At 37.5% G+C, this 17,206-nt stretch carries 15 protein-coding genes; 8 read left to right on the forward strand and 7 right to left on the reverse strand.

The features are described 5' to 3' along the window. Positions 1-6: 6 nt before the first annotated feature. Both EOJ36_RS06530 and EOJ36_RS06535 read right to left on the reverse strand, forming a co-directional pair. Positions 7-1,092, reverse strand: coding sequence for a complex I subunit 1/NuoH family protein (locus EOJ36_RS06530; RefSeq protein ID WP_127803592.1), 1,086 nt, complete (start codon positions 1,090-1,092; stop codon positions 7-9). A gap of 1 nt (position 1,093) precedes the next feature. After that, positions 1,094-2,257: a trans-sulfuration enzyme family protein gene (locus EOJ36_RS06535; protein ID WP_127803594.1), complete on the reverse strand. Its 1,164-nt coding sequence runs from the start codon at positions 2,255-2,257 to the stop codon at positions 1,094-1,096. 111 nt (positions 2,258-2,368) lie between these two features. Between EOJ36_RS06535 and EOJ36_RS06540 the strand changes: the two genes are divergently transcribed. The 4 genes from EOJ36_RS06540 (at position 2,369) to EOJ36_RS06555 (ending at position 6,836) form a co-directional block, all read left to right on the forward strand. Beyond that, entirely contained in the window at positions 2,369-3,730 is a 1,362-nt protein-coding gene (locus EOJ36_RS06540) for a 3-keto-disaccharide hydrolase (RefSeq protein WP_127803596.1), read from the forward strand. Positions 3,731-3,750: 20 nt separating this feature from the next. Then, positions 3,751-5,088, forward strand: coding sequence for a Gfo/Idh/MocA family protein (locus tag EOJ36_RS06545; RefSeq protein ID WP_127803598.1), 1,338 nt, complete (start codon positions 3,751-3,753; stop codon positions 5,086-5,088). A gap of 552 nt (positions 5,089-5,640) precedes the next feature. Next, positions 5,641-6,408, forward strand: coding sequence for a PASTA domain-containing protein (locus tag EOJ36_RS06550; protein ID WP_127803600.1), 768 nt, complete (start codon positions 5,641-5,643; stop codon positions 6,406-6,408). A 131-nt stretch (positions 6,409-6,539) separates the two neighbouring features. Further along, a complete protein-coding gene (locus EOJ36_RS06555; protein WP_127803602.1) occupies positions 6,540-6,836 on the forward strand; it encodes a rhodanese-like domain-containing protein in 297 nt (98 codons plus the stop codon). Positions 6,837-6,869: 33 nt separating this feature from the next. On the opposite strand, the gene EOJ36_RS06560 is transcribed toward EOJ36_RS06555, so the two are convergent. From EOJ36_RS06560 to EOJ36_RS06570, 3 genes are read right to left on the reverse strand one after another with little or no spacing between them, the layout of a single operon-like run. After that, positions 6,870-7,139, reverse strand: a complete 270-nt coding sequence (locus tag EOJ36_RS06560) for a rhodanese-like domain-containing protein (RefSeq protein ID WP_164847860.1) — start codon at positions 7,137-7,139, stop codon at positions 6,870-6,872. A gap of 49 nt (positions 7,140-7,188) precedes the next feature. After that, complete coding sequence (miaA, locus tag EOJ36_RS06565; protein WP_127803606.1) at positions 7,189-8,058, reverse strand: tRNA (adenosine(37)-N6)-dimethylallyltransferase MiaA; 870 nt, start codon at positions 8,056-8,058, stop codon at positions 7,189-7,191. Continuing rightward, entirely contained in the window at positions 8,031-9,329 is a 1,299-nt protein-coding gene (locus tag EOJ36_RS06570; protein ID WP_127803608.1) for a DEAD/DEAH box helicase, read from the reverse strand. Before EOJ36_RS06570 ends, miaA begins: the two co-directional genes overlap by 28 nt. A gap of 141 nt (positions 9,330-9,470) precedes the next feature. Here EOJ36_RS06570 and EOJ36_RS06575 point away from each other — a divergent pair, with 141 nt between their 5' ends. Genes EOJ36_RS06575 through acs form a run of 3 tightly spaced genes read left to right on the forward strand, consistent with a single transcriptional unit; the run spans position 9,471 to position 13,184 of the window. Beyond that, a complete protein-coding gene (locus tag EOJ36_RS06575; RefSeq protein ID WP_127803610.1) occupies positions 9,471-11,030 on the forward strand; it encodes an MFS transporter in 1,560 nt (519 codons plus the stop codon). Positions 11,031-11,050: 20 nt separating this feature from the next. Further along, positions 11,051-11,275, forward strand: a complete 225-nt coding sequence (locus EOJ36_RS06580; protein ID WP_127803612.1) for a DUF6814 family protein — start codon at positions 11,051-11,053, stop codon at positions 11,273-11,275. Between the two features lie 16 nt (positions 11,276-11,291). Then, positions 11,292-13,184, forward strand: a complete 1,893-nt coding sequence (gene acs / locus EOJ36_RS06585) for an acetate--CoA ligase (protein ID WP_127803614.1) — start codon at positions 11,292-11,294, stop codon at positions 13,182-13,184. 75 nt (positions 13,185-13,259) lie between these two features. On the opposite strand, the gene EOJ36_RS06590 is transcribed toward acs, so the two are convergent. Both EOJ36_RS06590 and EOJ36_RS06595 read right to left on the reverse strand, forming a co-directional pair. Continuing rightward, positions 13,260-14,933: a sodium/sugar symporter gene (locus EOJ36_RS06590; RefSeq protein ID WP_127803616.1), complete on the reverse strand. Its 1,674-nt coding sequence runs from the start codon at positions 14,931-14,933 to the stop codon at positions 13,260-13,262. A gap of 68 nt (positions 14,934-15,001) precedes the next feature. Continuing rightward, the gene (locus tag EOJ36_RS06595; protein ID WP_127803618.1) at positions 15,002-16,555 is read right to left on the reverse strand and encodes an NFACT RNA binding domain-containing protein; all 1,554 of its coding nucleotides are present in this window, start codon (positions 16,553-16,555) and stop codon (positions 15,002-15,004) included. 17 nt (positions 16,556-16,572) lie between these two features. On the opposite strand from EOJ36_RS06595, the gene EOJ36_RS06600 reads away from it, so the two are divergent. Further along, positions 16,573-17,184 carry an IMPACT family protein gene (locus tag EOJ36_RS06600; protein WP_127803620.1) on the forward strand — a complete coding sequence of 204 codons (612 nt, stop codon included), beginning with the start codon at positions 16,573-16,575 and terminating at the stop codon, positions 17,182-17,184. The last annotated feature ends 22 nt before the right edge of the window (positions 17,185-17,206 follow it).

Below are 17,206 nucleotides of genomic sequence, written 5' to 3' on the forward strand. Positions count from 1 at the left end.
TTATCCCTAAAACAATATCCAAATACTTGTAATTGCGACGAAAAGCAGGGCAATGGGGGTCAAAACCTTCCAACATAGGTACATAAGCTGGTCAACTCGTAAGCGTGGGAGTGTCCAACGAACCCACATTTGAACGGCAATCAATAAATAAGATTTTATCATTAACCAAAAGAATCCCAAAAAGTAACCAGATAATTCGCCCTGAACACCATTTGTCCAATCAGCTAATTTAATACTTGCAATATTTGGCAATGGAGAATACCAGCCTCCAAAAAACAGAATAGCTCCTAAAATGGAAACTAACAACATCATTCCGTATTCCGACAAGAACAACAAGGCCCAGCGCATACCTGAATATTCGGTATGAAATCCACCAACCAATTCGGATTCGGCTTCTGGTATATCAAAGGGTGCACGATTTGCCTCCGCCAAGCTGGCAATGAAATAAACAATAAAAACAACAAAGAATAAAGGCATGCGAACGATATTCCAGGTCAAAAATCCACCGACTTTTGAAACATTGATACCTAAGTTATTTAATCCAAATAAATTATTTTCAGTAGTTGAAAAAATCCCTTGTTGTAGCACAATTTCCTGCAAATTCAAACTGGAAGAAAAGATAACTACAGATAAAATACAAAGTCCTAGGGGAATTTCGTAGGATATCAATTGTGCAGCTGAACGAATGGCACCTAGAAGGGAATATTTGTTATTTGAGGTCCAACCTGCCAATAAAATTCCAATACTATCCAATGAAACAATTCCCATCAAAAGCATCACACCCATTTCGGTTGAACTTCCCTGCAACCAAGTGCCTGAACTCAAAGGAATCACCGCAAATGCACCAAAAACTGAAATAAAAATAATCCAAGGTGCTAACAAAAACAAGCGTTTTTGTGCGTTTAATGGGACTATATCTTCTTTTTGAAAAAGCTTCAATAAATCGGCAAAAACTTGCAACAAACCCCATTTACCTACCTCCATGGGACCCAATCGATCCTGAAAAAATGCAGATAATTTACGTTCAACATACACACCTATCACCACATTAGTGGCAAGTATTGCTAAACATAAAATTAGAGCTATCCACATATTACAAACTTGCTAATGCATTTAAAAAGTCAGCTTTCAAATCTTCAATATCTTCTAAACCGACAGCGATACGTACCAAACCTTCTGTAATTCCAACCGCAGTTTTATCTTCTGCAGATATTTTGGAATGAGTTGTTGAAGCTGGGTGGGTCAAAATAGTTCGGGTATCTCCTAAATTGGGTGAAACGGAAACAATATTTAGCGCTTTACTAAATGCAACGACTTTATCGTATCCACCCTTTAAATCCAAGGTTAAAATTCCTCCACCAAATTTCATTTGTTTTTTAGCCAACTCATATTGGGGATGCGATTTCAAAAAGGGGTATTTAACTGCATTCAATTTAGGATGATTTTCAAGTGCTTCGGCTAAAGCCATGGCATTGGCAGAATGCTTTTCCATGCGTAATTCTAACAATTCCAAGCTTTTCGACATTACCCATGCATTAAATGGCGACAAGGACGGGCCTGTATGTCGAGCAAAAAATCTGATTTCTTGAATATATTCTTTCTTCCCACAAACTACTCCCCCTAAAACGCGACCCTGACCATCAATATATTTCGTAGCCGAATGTATCACCAAATCAGCACCTAAATCGATTGGGTTTTGTAAAATTGGTGTTGCAAAACAATTATCAACCGCTAAAATGATATTTTTCCCTTCCTTAACTTTCGCTAAAGCTTCCAAATCGATTAATTCCAAACCAGGATTACTTGGGCTCTCGCAAAAGAAAAAACGTGTATTTTCTTGTACTGCATTCGCCCATGCTTGAATATCTTTTCCATCCACAAATGTGCAAGTAATACCCCATTTGCTGGTAATTTTTGTTAAAATTTGAATGGCTGAACCAAATAAAGCACTTGAGGCTACAACGTGGTCTCCTGATTTAAGTACTCCCGCCATGGCTCCAAAAATTGCTGCCATACCAGTTGAAAAAGCCAATCCATCCTCCGCATTTTCAAACATACACATCTTCTCAACAAACTCATCCACATTGGGATTCATGTAACGAGAATAAATATTTCCACTCTGTTCTTCTGCAAAAATGGCTCTTCCTTGTTCTGCATCTTCAAAAGTAAAGCTGGATGTTAAATATAAGGGAACAGCATGTTCTCTGTTTTGAGATCTTTCTGCTTGGATACGAATAGCTTGTGTCTGTCTTTTCATTTCAAAAGGATTATCCTACAAAATTAATAGAACAATATGATAATTTGCCCTATAAATCAGTAAATAGTTTATAAATTATACTTTATATATTTGATTTAAAACTTATAATATATGAAAAAACTAATATTACCTCTTTTAATTGCCGGAATTTGCACTCCATTCTTGGGCAATTCACAAAAGTGGACCAATTTATTTGATGGAAAAACTTTAAATGGTTGGAAACAATTAGGTGGAAAAGCCACTTATGAGGTTAAAGATGGGGCTATTGTTGGTACGACTGTAGCAAAAACTCCGAACTCATTTTTAGCAACTGAAAAAATTTACGGAGATTTTATTTTAGAACTTGAATTAAAAGTAGATAGCAAAATGAACTCAGGAGTTCAATTTCGTTCTAACTCCAATCCCGAATACTTAAATGGCACGGTTTATGGGTACCAATGTGAAATCGATCCATCAGACAGAGGATGGTCGGGTGGTATCTATGATGAATCCAGAAGAGGTTGGTTATATACAACTGAAATTCATCCCGAAGCTAAAAAAGCTTTCAAGCGTGATGAGTGGAATAAATACCGTATTGAAGCGATTGGTAATATCATCCGTACATGGATAAACGGTCAGCCCGTTTCTTATTTAGTGGACGACATGACGGCGACTGGTTTTATAGCCCTTCAAGTACATGCGATCTATGCGAGCATGACTCCAGGTATGCAAGTAATGTGGAAAAACATTCGTATTCAAACTGGAAAAGACATCAAACCAAGTCCAGTAGATGGAACAACTCCTGTAGAAAACTATACGCAGAACACACTTTCTCCAGAAGAAGAGGCTATGGGATACAAATTGCTTTTCAACGGAAAAGATTTAAACAATTGGAGATCTGCCTTCAAAGAAACTGCTCCTCCAAGTGTTTGGACAGTGGAAAACGGCGTATTGCACGTAAATTCTTCTGGTGGCGCTGAGTCGACAAATGGAGGTGATATCCTTTCTAGAGAAACTTTCAAAGCTTTCGAATTGGATTTTGATTTCAAATTAACCGAAGGAGCAAATTCCGGTGTTAAGTATTTTGTAAATGAAACGTATCAATCAGGTAAATCTGCAATAGGTTTAGAGTACCAAGTATTGGACGATGAAAAACACCCAGATGCTAAATTGGGAACAGAAGGTAACAGAACTATGGCGAGTTTATATGATTTAATTCCATCCATCAAAATCGAAAAAAGATTTCAAAAGAAAATTGGCGAATGGAATAAGGGTCGTGTAATTGTTTATCCAAACAACCATGTAGAACATTGGTTAAATGGCTTTAAAGTATTGGAATATGAAAGAGGTGGACCAGCATACAAAGTATTGGTGGCCCATTCGAAGCACCATGTTTGGCCAGGATTTGGAATGATGGAAAGAGGCCCAATCTTATTGCAAGAACATGGAGATTCCGTATATTACCAAAATATTAAGATTAGAGAAATAAAATAGTCCTCAAACATATTTAACAAATGAATAGAAGAGAATTTATTGAAAAAACGAGCATTGCTTCTTTAGGAACATTTGCTTTTAGTCCCAAATCTTACAGCAAGATTTTAGGTGCTAACGATCGCGTACGCGTTGCTTGCGTTGGTTTTTCTGACCGCCACAGAGCTTCTCACGTACCTCCATTCAAAGCCTTAGCCAAAGGAATGAACTTTGAAATGGTTGCCTTATCTGATCTTTGGAACAGAAGAAGAGAAGAAGGAAAAGCATTTTTAGAGAAAGAATTAGGTGGCAATATTACTACTTACAGAAACAATGAAGAGTTGTATTCTGCAAAAGGAATTGATGCTGTTTTCATTTCAACAGCAGATTTTCAACATGCTTTACATACGATCGAAGCTGTAAAAGCAGGTTGTGATACCTACACAGAAAAGCCCTTAGCAGAAACAATGGAGGATGCTAGAGCAGTATTAAAAGCGGTAAAAGATTCTGGTAAAATTGTTCAAATTGGTTCACAAAGACGTTCTGGTGCAAATTATTGGGCAGCAGATGAATTTATCAAATCGGGTAAATTTGGAGATATCAAAATGGTGGAATTAGTTTGGAACGTAAATCAACCAGGCAGATGGAGAAGACCAGCTTTAACCAAAGATTTAAAAGAATCTGATATCGACTGGAAACGCTTCTTAATGAATCGCCCGGCTGACACCTTTGATCCGAGAAAATATTTAGAATATCGTTTATTCTGGCCTTATTCTTCGGGAATTCCAGGACAATGGATGTCGCACCAAATTGATACCGTACACTGGTTCTCTGGATTAGCACACCCACGTTCTGCGGTTGCCAACGGTGGAATTTACCAGTGGCAAGATGGTCGTAAAAATGCAGATACCATGACAGTAGTATTTGATTACGGTCCATTAAATGACATGAGCAAAGGATTCCAAGTGCAATTTACTTCCCGTTTCTCAAACGGTGCTGGAGGTACAAAGGAGATTTATTACTCAAATGGTGGAGAATTAAATTTGGATACCAATACAATTTCACCAAACGGTGGTCTATCAGAAAGAGAAGCAAGATCAATGGGAATGCAAGCGAATTTATTGCCAACCATGAAAATTGAAGGTGCCTCACAAGTTGCTACAGATGCTAACACTGGCGGAGATGAATTAACATTCAACCACATTAAAAACTGGATGGAATGTGTTCGTTCTCGTAAAACTCCAAATGCACCGATTGAAGCTGGATATCAACATTCCATTGCAACAATTATGTCGAACGCCGCATACCGCACAGGTCAGCGAGTTACTTTCAATGAGAAAACTCAGGAAGTAATGGCGGGCGATAAGATTTTTAAGTACTAAGAATCGGAGAATTGAAGAATCGAAGAATCGGAGAATTGAGGAATTGAGGAAACGAAGAATCGGAGAATTGAGGATTCTAAGAAAAAAAGGTGGAGGTTTATTCCTTCACCTTTTAATTTTTTAGGGTCTTGGCCCGATTAAATTAGCACAGAAATTTTAATCAAATAACTTTTAAATAAAAACCTTAGATTGCAGGGGGAAAGGGGCGCCATTGTCCCCTAAAATAAAATACAATTATTTCCTATCAACTTCTTGATAAACTAATTTTCCAATATTATTATATTCCAATATTCTTATATTCCAATATTCTTATATTCCAATATTCTTATATTCCAATATTCTTATATTCCAATATTCTTATATTCCAATATTCTTATATTCCAATATTCTTATATTCCAATATTCTTATATTCCAAAATTCTTATATTCCAAAATTCTTATATTCCAATATTCTTATATTCCAATATTCTTATATTCCAATATTCTTATATTCTAATATTCTTATTATTCTCAATTTCTTAGTAATATTGCAGAAACAAATCTGCATCGCTGATGTCTCAAATTTCAACCAATTCAAAAAAGGATTTATACACGCACATTGGAATTTTAATTTCCTTGGCACTGGTCTTCTTTTTTGGTTTCTTTTTCTTGTATTTACCTTGGAGTACACATCATGGAGAAAGTATTAAAGTCCCAAATTTGAAAGGTATGAATATGACTCAAATGGAAGATTTGTTAGATGAAAATAATCTTACCTACGAAATAACGGATTGCACATTTACTGCAGATAAGCCCCCATTAACTATTCTTTCACAATATCCATTACCCAATTCTTTAGTAAAATCGGGAAGAAAGGTCTATATCACCATAAATTCTGAAACTCCACCAATGATAAAGATGCCTGGCATTATTGGATTGTCAGTTAGAAGTGCAGAACAACAATTGGTAATTGCTGGACTAAAAAAGGGATTAGTGCATGAAATCAATGATCCTCGTGTTAAAGAAGTTATTGAAATTCAAGTGAATGGTAAAAAAATAGAACCGGGAGCTGCCATTCCCAAAGGTACCATGGTTGATTTATTTATTGGTAATGGAACCGCTGACGTGGAAGTCGAACTACCAGACCTTACCGGAAAACCATTAGATGAAGTAAATATTATCCTAGCCGGAATGAATTTACAAGTTGGCAAAGTAAATTACGAAACAAACTCCGAGGCAACTCCGGGAACAGTATTCAAACAGGCTTGTGCAACATGTACCGGACTCACCGTAAAACCTGGTGATATCATTGATTTGTGGGTAGCAGGAAGTGGGGAATAATTGTTAATTGTTAATTGTTAATTGTTAATGGTTAATGGTTAATGGTCGCAATTATATTTATTATTTCCAACTTCAAATAACCTATATTTTCTATAATTTATAATTAACAATTTACAATTAACAATTAAACAATGGAAGATATTACAGTACAAGAATTAAAACAACGCATAGATGCTCAAGAGAAATTAAACATCTTTGACGTGCGTGAGGAGCATGAATTTGATGAGTTTAACATAGGCGCAACCCTAATTCCCTTGGGAGAACTTCCAGACCGTTTAGACGAAATCGAACAATTCAAAGACGAGGAATTAATCATCCATTGTCGCTCAGGCGCTCGTTCGGGAAGAGCAAAAGATTTTCTTGAAATGCAAGGATTTACTAAGGTTAGGAATTTGTTGGGAGGAATGATTGAGTGGCAGAATCAGTGAGCAGAGTGAGCCAGTGAGCAAAGTGAGTTGTGTTTATAAACTCAAAAAGGCTTCTAGGCCTCCTTCTAGATTTTCAACTTTAAATCCTTTGGAACGTAATAATTTGCTAGCAATTAAACTTTGAGTTCCATTGTAACAAATAACTACATATTTTTTCTCTTTGGATAACTCGCTGATTCTTTCAAGTAAATAATCCAATGGAATATGTATTCCACCCAAATTAAAATCATCCCATTCCTGATTTGTTCGAATATCTAATATAGATATATTCGCAAGTTCAATTTTAAATTCTTCAGGTTTCATAATTGACATTTTTACTTTGCTCACTGGCTAACTGGCTCACTCTGCTCACTCATAACTCTCTAAACTCATACTCCCCCTGATGCCTAAACCAAGTCAATTGCTTTTTGGCATAGTGGCGACTATTTCGCTTCAATAAGCGAATCATTTCAGCCTCATCATATTCTCCACGAAGGTGGCCATAAACCTCCTTGTAGCCTAATGTTTTGAGGGCATATAGATCCTGAAATTGCTCAAATTTTTTAGCTTCTGCAACAAGGCCATTTTTCAGCATTTCATTCATTCGCTGGTCAATACGTTGGTACAAGATTTCTCTTGGACGATCTAAACAAATCTTTTGTATTTGAAAAGGTCTTTCTGCTTGTTTAGCTTTTCTTAAACTTGAATAGGGCTTGCCAGTAGTTAAACAAACTTCTAAAGCACGAACAATGCGTTGTGGATTTTGAATATCCACCTTTTCAGCATAATCGGGATCTAATTGACGTAATTCATTTGCTAAAACCTCAATCCCTTCTAAATCTAATCGTTCATTCAAGGTTTGACGCAATGCTAAATCGACTTCTGGCATTTCATCTAGTCCATCGGTTAAGGCCTTAAGATATAAACCCGAACCACCTGTGGCAATGACCACTTCATGTGTTTGAAAAAGCTTATCCAAGACTTTGAGCGCTTCGCGCTCAAAGTCACCTGGAGAAAAATACTCATGTATAGAATGTGAATCAATGAAATGATGCACCACACCACCTTGTTCTTCTTTGCTTGGTTTAGCAGTACCGATAGAAAGTTCTTTGTAAAATTGTCGTGAATCGGCAGAAATAATTTCTGTGCCATATTTCTTTGCCAATTCCACACAATAGGCTGTTTTACCTACAGCCGTGGGACCCGCAACAACTATTAATAAGCGTTTTTCTTTTTGAACCATGTCTTTCCAGATTTTGGCTTATCTACCGAATTTTTATTTGAAAAATTGGCTTCATTGCGTTTGGCAGAATCATTATTTTTCGGAGATCTTGACTTATAATTATTTCCTTTTGCTTCCTTTTTCTCAACATGAAAAATCTTCATCGGATATTTATGCTCTTCAAAAACCGGAATTTTCTTACCAATCAATTTCTCAATTTCCTTCAAATCCGCCTTTTCTTCAATATCACAGAATGAAATGGCCGTTCCTTTGGCTCCTGCCCTACCCGTTCTTCCTATTCGATGTACGTACGTTTCAGGTATATTGGGCAATTCAAAATTGATAACATATTCCAATTCATCTACATCAATACCTCGTGCAGCAATATCAGTTGCAACTAAAACTCGAGTTTTTTGAGATTTAAAATTATTCAATGCCGTTTGTCGAGCATTTTGTGATTTATTTCCATGGATCGCCTCCGCAGTAATTCCAGCTTTTAACAGCACTTTAACTACTTTATCAGCACCATGCTTGGTTCGTGTAAAAACCAAAACCGTTTTAATATTGGTATCTTCCAAAAAGCTCAACAACAAATTGTATTTATTGTTTTTATCCACAAAACAAACCGACTGGTTAATGATTTCAACAGTAGATGAAACGGGAGTAACAGTTACACGACTTGGATTGTGCAATATAGTATTTGCTAAGGCAACAATATCGGGGGGCATAGTTGCAGAAAAGAACAAAGACTGTCTCTTCTTTGGCAAAACGGCCAACAACCTTTTCACATCGTGAATAAATCCCATGTCTAACATGCGATCTGCCTCATCTAAGACAAAATATTCTACATCAGCAATGCTTAATAATCGCTGATTCATAAGGTCCAATAATCGACCAGGTGTGGCAACCAATAAATCTACTCCTGATTTTAATGCATTTACCTGCGGAGTTTGACCAACACCACCAAAAATAACTGTTGATTTGAGAGGTAGATGTCGAGCATAGGCCTCAAAACTCTCTCCAATTTGTATAGCTAATTCCCTGGTTGGGGTAACAATTAATCCTCTAATACTTCTTTTTTTATTGAAATTCTTAGTGGCATCCATCAATTGAATGATGGGTAATAAAAACGCTGCTGTTTTACCGGTACCGGTTTGGGCGCAACCCAACAAATCATTTCCTTTCAAGACTTCCGGAATGGATTGTTCTTGAATAGGAGTTAAATGTTCATATCCCTCCTCTCCTAATGCTTTTAGGATCGGTTCAATGAGGTGTAATTCTTGAAATTTCATGAATGAATTTTGAAACAGAATAATGGGAAACGAATTTTCCCCAAAGCTGATACACAAAGGTACGGATTTTCTAAAAAAAATGCTATTTTTGAAATACATAAGGTATTCAGCATACCTTGAACCTATTTAATAAAAGATTACATGACACATAAAAAGCAAAGTCTTGCTTACATCATTAGCGCTTCCTCAGTAGGAACACTTATTGAATGGTACGACTTCTATATTTTTGGAAGTTTAGCAACGGTCTTATCCACTAAATTTTTTCCAACGGATAATCCCACAGCAGCCTTTTTAAACACCCTTGCCACCTTTGCAGCGGGATTTGTAGTTAGACCTTTCGGTGCATTGGTTTTCGGACGATTGGGCGATTTAATTGGTCGAAAATACACCTTCATGGTCACTTTAATGTTGATGGGAGGTGCAACATTTGCTATCGGTTTAGTGCCTTCTTATACAACTATTGGCGCATTTGCCCCTATTTTGGTTTTAACCTTACGCCTATTACAAGGCTTAGCCCTTGGCGGTGAATATGGTGGCGCAGCAACCTATGTAGCAGAACATTCCCCAGATGAAAAAAGAGGATTTTATACCTCTTGGATTCAAACTACAGCGACAGTTGGATTAGTCATTTCTTTGGGAGTTATTATGCTTACCAAAGCTTCGATGTCAAAAGAAGCATTTGACGATTTCGGTTGGAGAATTCCTTTTTTATTATCCGCTTTAATGGTCTTGGTTTCTTTCATTATTCGCAGAAATATGTCGGAGTCGCCCTTATTTGAAAAAGCAAAAGCCGAAGGAAAGATGGCTAAAAATCCGTTAAAAGAATCTTTTGGACATAAATTAAATCTTAAATATGTGTTATTAGCACTTTTTGGTGCCACCATGGGACAAGGATTAGTTTGGTACACGGGACAGTTTTATGCACAAACCTTTCTTATTAAAATTTGCAACATAGATGATACCCAAGCCAATACCATCATGGTAATTGGTTTACTTATTGGAACACCACTATTCATCTTTTTCGGTGGATTGTCAGACAAAATTGGTCGCAAAGGAATCATGCTAGCTGGCATGTTGCTTGGAGTTATTTTCTATCGCCCGATTTTCGAAAAAATGTACCAAACGGTTAATTTAAGTAATAAGGAAAAAGTAGTAAATTCAGAAAAAATAGATCGTAAAATTACGTCTATTGATGGCACTTCTGATTCCTTGTTGACCACAACTATTTCGGCTTCCTACACGGATGGCACACAGTTTAAGAAAGTTATTAAAGTAACCAAATTGGCAGATGCATCTAAAGAAGCCCCAAAAGCAGACGAAAAAACCACTTTGCTCATCAATTCAAGTGATCGCTGGACGCTCATCCTGATGGTTTTCTTTTTAATTTCATTCGTTACCATGGCTTATGGGCCAATTGCTGCCTTTTTAGTGGAATTATTTCCCACTAAAATTCGTTATACATCTATGTCCTTACCATACCATATTGGTAACGGAATTTTTGGTGGATTAATGCCTGCCATTGCGACATTCTTGGTGACACAAGCAAAAGATGCAAATAAGGCAGCAGAAGAAGCGGGTCAAGCAGTTGTATATGCGAAACCTTATTTAGAAGGCTTAAATTATCCTTTGGCCTTAATAGGAGTTTGTGTGGTTATTGGTTTAATATACATCAAGGGAACTGGTCGCCACATGGCTGAATAGTTTCATGAAATACAAAAGAGATGAATGCATTAAAAAAAATTTTAGGGATTGTTTGGATAGGCTTGGGATTATTTGCAGGGTATTACCTCATTATTTCTCAGGCCTTACCACTTTGGAAAACAGGTGGAAACGATTTAGTACCTGCCATCATTTACACCTTTATCTTGGCACCTCTTATCACCTTGGGGATGTCCATTTTTGGTTACTATGCAGTAACTGGAGAATTTAACAATGAAATAAAATAAAGATTATACGACAACCATGAGAATTACAAACATTGCTGCCTATCAACAAGCCTATAAAAAAAGTGTGGAAAATCCAGAACAATTTTGGGCAAAAATTGCCTCCGAAAATTTCGTCTGGGACAAACCATTTACAAAAATTTTAGATTGGAATTTCAACGATTACAAAGTGAATTGGTTCGAAGATGGTCAATTGAACATCACCACTAATGCTTTGGATCGCCATGCTGCAAACCAACCGAATACGGTTGCTTTAATTTACGAACCAAACGAACCCGGAGACGACTCCGTTTCCATCACCTATAAAGAATTATTAGAAAAAGTTTCTCGATTTGCCAATGTTTTAAAAGCAAATGGCGTTCAAAAAGGCGACCGTGTGTGTATCTACATGCCGATGATTCCTGAATTGGCCATTGCCGTATTGGCAACCGCACGTATTGGAGCCATTCACTCGGTAGTTTTCGGCGGATTTTCAGCACAATCTATTGCCGACCGTATCAATGATTCGGAATGTAAAGTAGTAATTACAACTGATGGGGCTGTTCGTGGTAACAAGAAAATACCCATGAAAGAAACAGTGGATGAGGCTTTAGTGACTTGTCCATGCGTAGAAAAAGTAATTGTGGCTTCTCGAACCCACACTCCTGTTTCTATGATCAAGGGAAGAGATATTTGGTGGAAAGAGGCAGAACAAGAGGTAAGTGCGACCTGTCCAGCTGAAATAATGAATGCCGAAGACCCGCTATTTATTTTATATACTTCTGGTTCAACCGGTAAACCCAAAGGTGTGGTGCATACTTGCGGTGGTTACATGGTCTACGCAGCCTATACATTTGCAAACGTCTTTCAATACAATCCGGGTGATGTATATTTCTGTACGGCAGATATTGGTTGGATTACGGGTCACTCCTACTTGGTTTATGGTCCGCTCTTAAATGGTGCGACTTCTTTGATGTTTGAGGGCATACCAACCTATCCAGATGCAGGACGTTTCTGGGATATCATTGCTCGACACAAAGTAAATATTTTCTATACTGCACCAACAGCCATTCGTTCGCTGATGGGCTTTGGGGATTCGTTTTTGGAAAATAAAGATTTAAGTACGCTCCGCGTACTTGGTTCGGTGGGTGAACCATTAAACGAAGAAGCTTGGCATTGGTACAATGATAAAATTGGCAAAGGTAATTGTCCAATCGTGGATACTTGGTGGCAAACAGAAACGGCTGGTATCATGATTTCCCCGTTGGCGGGCATTACTGAAACTAAACCTGCTTTTGCAACCCTTCCTTTACCAGGAGTTCAGCCGATATTGGTGGACGAAAACGGTAAAGAAATTGAAGGAAACGGAGTAAATGGCAATTTATGTATCAAATACCCTTGGCCATCTATCATCCGAACCACCTGGGGAGATCATGAGCGATGTAAATCGACTTATTTCTCTACCTATCCAGGACTTTATTTTACTGGCGATGGCTGTATGAGAGATGAAGATGGTTATTACCGAATTACAGGACGAGTGGATGATGTGATGAACATTTCTGGTCACCGAATTGGCACCGCCGAGGTAGAAAATGCGATCAATTCCCATACGGGCATTGTAGAATCAGCTGTGGTAGGTTATCCACACGATATCAAAGGACAGGGCATCTACGCGTATGTAATCTGTGAACATACGCCAGAGCATCCTGATTTATTGAAAAAAGATATCTTAATGACCGTTTCAAAAATCATTGGCCCTATTGCCAAACCCGATAAAATTCAATTTGTTTCTGGCTTACCTAAAACCCGCTCAGGAAAAATCATGCGTCGTATTTTACGCAAAGTAGCTGAAGGAGATGTTTCTAATTTAGGTGATACTTCTACGCTTTTAGATCCAAGCGTGGTGGAGGAGATTATTGAGGGTGCTTTATAAATTATGAGTTATGGGTTATGAGTTATGGAAAATATTTTTTAGCCATAACTCATAACCCATAACTCATAACTCATTTTACCAAAAATACGTATACAAGAACAACAACATCACACAAACAACCACAGTTCCGACTAAGAAACTTGGGGTAAGTTTGAACATGGATGGGTCGATTTCAAGACCTTTTGGATTGTTTTTACTTTCTGGATCTGCTAATGTGATGATCACCATGGAGGTTACACAGAAAATAAATACCCAACCCATACGATCCATAAAAGGAATCATCATTGTTCCTGTTTCATCGGCGTAAGCTGTATAGAATAAACAATCGTTTACACCTGTCCAAGTTGGAATATACTTACTTAAGATAGAGAAAGTTACACCTCCGATTAAAGCGAAAAGAGCTGCTTTTGAGGTAGTACGCTTCCAGAAGAATCCTAAAGAGAATAAAGCAAAAATACCTGGAGAAACATAACCAGTGTATTCCTGAATGAATTGGAAACCACCTTTTTTATCGATGCCCATTAATGGAGTCACAATGATTGCCAACACCAAAGATGCAATTACTGCAATTTTACCAACTCTAACCAAGTTCTTTTCTGAAGCACCTGGATTTAAATAGTTCTTGTAAATATCCAAAGTAAAGATGGTAGAGATGGAATTTGCTTTACCCGCCATGGAAGCAACAACAGCTGCTGTCAAGGCCGCAAAAGAAAGCCCTTTCAAACCATTTGGCAATAAGTTCAACAAAATTGGATAGGCATTGTCCTTATTCACAACGCCGTTTGTCAACATTTCTTGTTGGAACATACCTTCTTTATGCAATAAATATGCCGCAATACCCGGTAAAACAACAATAATTGGCATCATCATTTTCAAGAAAGCTGCAAACAAAATACCATTTCTTGCCGTTGGAAGATCAGCCCCTAAAGCACGTTGTGTGATGTATTGGTTGCATCCCCAATAGTTCAAATTGATAATCCACATACCACCTATAAGTACGGTTAGTCCTGGAAGAGAAGGATAATTTTCATTTCCTTTTTGTAAAATCATGTGGAAATGCTCAGGCGCTTTGGTCATTAAATGATTCAAACCATTTAAGAAACCAGTATCTCCATAATGCTCAGAAACCATATTAAGGGCCAAATAAGCAGTAACTAATCCGCCCAAAACCAAGAAAATTACTTGGATTACATCGGTATATCCAATAACCTTCATTCCACCTAAGGTGATAATACCTGCGAAAATCGACATCCCAATCATACAGACGGTGATGGAGATTCCCGAAATAGCTGAAACAGCTAAAGCACCAAGGTATAAAATAGAAGTTAAGTTAACAGTGATGTATAACATTAACCAGAAAACGGCCATGATTAATGACACGGTTGGACTGTAGCGCTGACTCAAAAACTGAGGCATGGTGAAGATTTTGTTCTTCAAGTAAATTGGCATGAAGAAAATAGCAACAATTAATAAAGTGGCAGCTGCCATCCATTCATAGGTTGCAATGGCTAATCCCATTTTGAAACCATCTCCAGAAGTACCAATAAATTGCTCAGCAGAAATATTAGAAGCGATTAAGGAAGCTCCAATAGCCCACCAAGTTAAAGAACCTTCCGCTAAAAAGAAGTCGTTTGAAGATTCTAATTTGGCTTTTTTGCGGTTGTACACCCAATATCCATAAGAGGCAACAACAACGAAATAGAATAAAAATACGAGATAATCAAGTGTTTGTAAACCTTGTGATTGCATAGAGTTTAATTTTTTGAGGTAATAAATTTTACTAAAATAGTATATTATGGCAATAATATAAAATTTTTTTAAGGTAAAGGTTCCACCATCACCACTTCCTCCCTTTCCACAATCACTTGTCCAGCCGCTAAATCCTTGGTTTTGCGAATGTATTTTCTGGATGCCATTTGCACCGGAACGAGCTTTTCGTGCTGGCGTTTGGAGTAATAGGCTGCCAAGGAAGCAGCGCGTTCAATGACGGGTTTGGGAATGGGTTTGTTTTGAGGATTACGAATGATGACATGTGAACCGGGTACATCACGGGCATGCAACCAAAAATCAGTTTTCTTGGCATGTTTAAAGGTTAGTAGGTCGTTGGTCTTGGCGGATTTCCCTACCCAAATGTCCCAACCCATGCACTCATATTCGGCATACGGTAAGTCTTCAGCTATCTCTTTGCTGGTATTTTCTACTTTCAAATACGTTGCAAAGGGTTTTAATCCTTTTTTAGTAGAAACTTCTTGAACATCTAGCAAGGCACGTTGGTAGATCAATAATTCGCTTTGCTTTCGGTCCCAATTTTGTTGCCAAATCTCTACTTCTCTGTTGAAATTCTTAGCCTTTCGATAATAATTTTCGGCGTTTTGAATGGGACTCATTTTCGCATTCAACTTGATTTGAATGGGTTGATTGCGGTAAAAATCATCCAAAGTCACACTCGTAACTCCTTCCTGAATAGCATGTAAATTTGCCATTAAAATATGTCCGATTTCCTCCAAAGAAATACTGTTTTCTCGTTTGACTTGCTGTTTTTCTAAATCTTGGAGATACAAACTTGTCTTGGCTATTCGTTTTTCTAGATTGGAAATAATCAGATTTTTCTCCCGCTCAAATTCACCAATCGACCAATGGAAATAAAAAAGCTGATTCAAGGCCTCTATGGCTGTGGTACCCTCCCACAATAATTCAAGGGTCATAGGCACTAAACTCAATACCACACCTTTGGGTCCGAGATAAATCTTAAATTCTCCTTTTTCCTGTAAATCAAGTACTTCTTCAATCAATCCCCAGCGACCATGAATATCTTTCGATTCAAAATCTAGGTCTTGCAAATAGGCCAAGACCTCTTTTGCAAAAGTTGGGAAAACAGATTTTATTTCTCCTTGATTGGCCAAAAATGCCTCAAAAGATTGATCGATGGGTCGAGAAAGTTGCGAAATCACAATTTCTTGATCTTTCTTTAATTTCTTCTGAAATTGTCCTTGATAGTCATCATCTCTAAACAACAAGACATTTCCCCTATTGCCAAACAATTTAAAAAGCATTTTATAGCCACCTAAAAAATGAATGGAAAAGGCACGTTCATTTTCATAAAGCTCAACCTCCTGCACTTCGGCAAGTAATACTTCAGAAAATAAATCGACCGAATTTCGACCCGCTCTTCTGAAATCGTCTAAAAAAACGAGGGAGGAAAATTGTCCACCCAAATAACATTTGATCCAAAAATCCTCTCCATTTTGTCGTTCAAATCCCAACATCAACTCATCTTTTTCTTGGGAAAAAGATTGCTTCAAGCGAGCATAGCACAATTTTTGACGCAATTCTGCGACTAAAAATTTCAGGAAATAATAATTATTGTGCATTTTGCTTAAAATTTACCATGAGTACTCCAACTTCCTACCTGACACTTATTGGCAATTCTGAAGGACTTTACAAAGATAAAGGAAGTAAATTTATTGCCTATGCCTATCCGGTGAAAGATTTGGAGGAAATCAAAACGTACATCCAATTACTAAAAGAGGAACATCCGAAGTCACGACACGTGTGCTACGCTTACCGCTTGGGTTTCACCCCCGAAGAAGCTCGCTCCAACGACGACGGTGAACCCTCAGGATCAGCAGGAAAACCTATTTTAAATACCATTTTATCAAATAACTTATACTATACCTTAGTGGCAGTTGTTCGATATTTTGGGGGCACCCTATTGGGCGTTCCCGGACTCATCCATGCCTACAAGGAAGCTAGTCTGGATGCGCTGAAAGAAGAAAATATCTATATAAAAGAACCGGAGAAAATCATTCAAATTGAAATTGGTTATGCCGAATTAAATGATTTAATGAAAATTATTAAAAAATATCCGGTCAGAATAGTAAAACAAGAAATCAATAACCTTTGTACCTTTGAGTTAGCATTTAAGCTGAGTGACGAGGAAATGGTAATGAAGAAGCTTGAAGATTTTAATAAGTTAGGACTCACATCTCATAACTCATAACCCATAACCCATAACTCATAAC

Source organism: Sandaracinomonas limnophila, from assembly GCF_004005965.1.
Lineage (GTDB): Bacteria > Bacteroidota > Bacteroidia > Cytophagales > Spirosomataceae > Sandaracinomonas > Sandaracinomonas limnophila.

Coding starts and splice junctions, on each gene's coding strand:
- EOJ36_RS06575 (WP_127803610.1), top strand. CDS start 9,471: ATGACACATAAAAAGCAAAGTCTTGCTTACATCATTAGCGCTTCCTCA.
- acs (WP_127803614.1), top strand. CDS start 11,292: ATGAGAATTACAAACATTGCTGCCTATCAACAAGCCTATAAAAAAAGT.
- EOJ36_RS06560 (WP_164847860.1), bottom strand. CDS start 7,139: ATGAAACCTGAAGAATTTAAAATTGAACTTGCGAATATATCTATATTA.
- EOJ36_RS06540 (WP_127803596.1), top strand. CDS start 2,369: ATGAAAAAACTAATATTACCTCTTTTAATTGCCGGAATTTGCACTCCA.
- EOJ36_RS06530 (WP_127803592.1), bottom strand. CDS start 1,092: ATGTGGATAGCTCTAATTTTATGTTTAGCAATACTTGCCACTAATGTG.
- miaA (WP_127803606.1), bottom strand. CDS start 8,058: ATGGTTCAAAAAGAAAAACGCTTATTAATAGTTGTTGCGGGTCCCACG.
- EOJ36_RS06570 (WP_127803608.1), bottom strand. CDS start 9,329: ATGAAATTTCAAGAATTACACCTCATTGAACCGATCCTAAAAGCATTA.
- EOJ36_RS06595 (WP_127803618.1), bottom strand. CDS start 16,555: ATGCACAATAATTATTATTTCCTGAAATTTTTAGTCGCAGAATTGCGT.
- EOJ36_RS06590 (WP_127803616.1), bottom strand. CDS start 14,933: ATGCAATCACAAGGTTTACAAACACTTGATTATCTCGTATTTTTATTC.
- EOJ36_RS06545 (WP_127803598.1), top strand. CDS start 3,751: ATGAATAGAAGAGAATTTATTGAAAAAACGAGCATTGCTTCTTTAGGA.
- EOJ36_RS06550 (WP_127803600.1), top strand. CDS start 5,641: ATGTCTCAAATTTCAACCAATTCAAAAAAGGATTTATACACGCACATT.
- EOJ36_RS06580 (WP_127803612.1), top strand. CDS start 11,051: ATGAATGCATTAAAAAAAATTTTAGGGATTGTTTGGATAGGCTTGGGA.
- EOJ36_RS06600 (WP_127803620.1), top strand. CDS start 16,573: ATGAGTACTCCAACTTCCTACCTGACACTTATTGGCAATTCTGAAGGA.
- EOJ36_RS06555 (WP_127803602.1), top strand. CDS start 6,540: ATGGAAGATATTACAGTACAAGAATTAAAACAACGCATAGATGCTCAA.
- EOJ36_RS06535 (WP_127803594.1), bottom strand. CDS start 2,257: ATGAAAAGACAGACACAAGCTATTCGTATCCAAGCAGAAAGATCTCAA.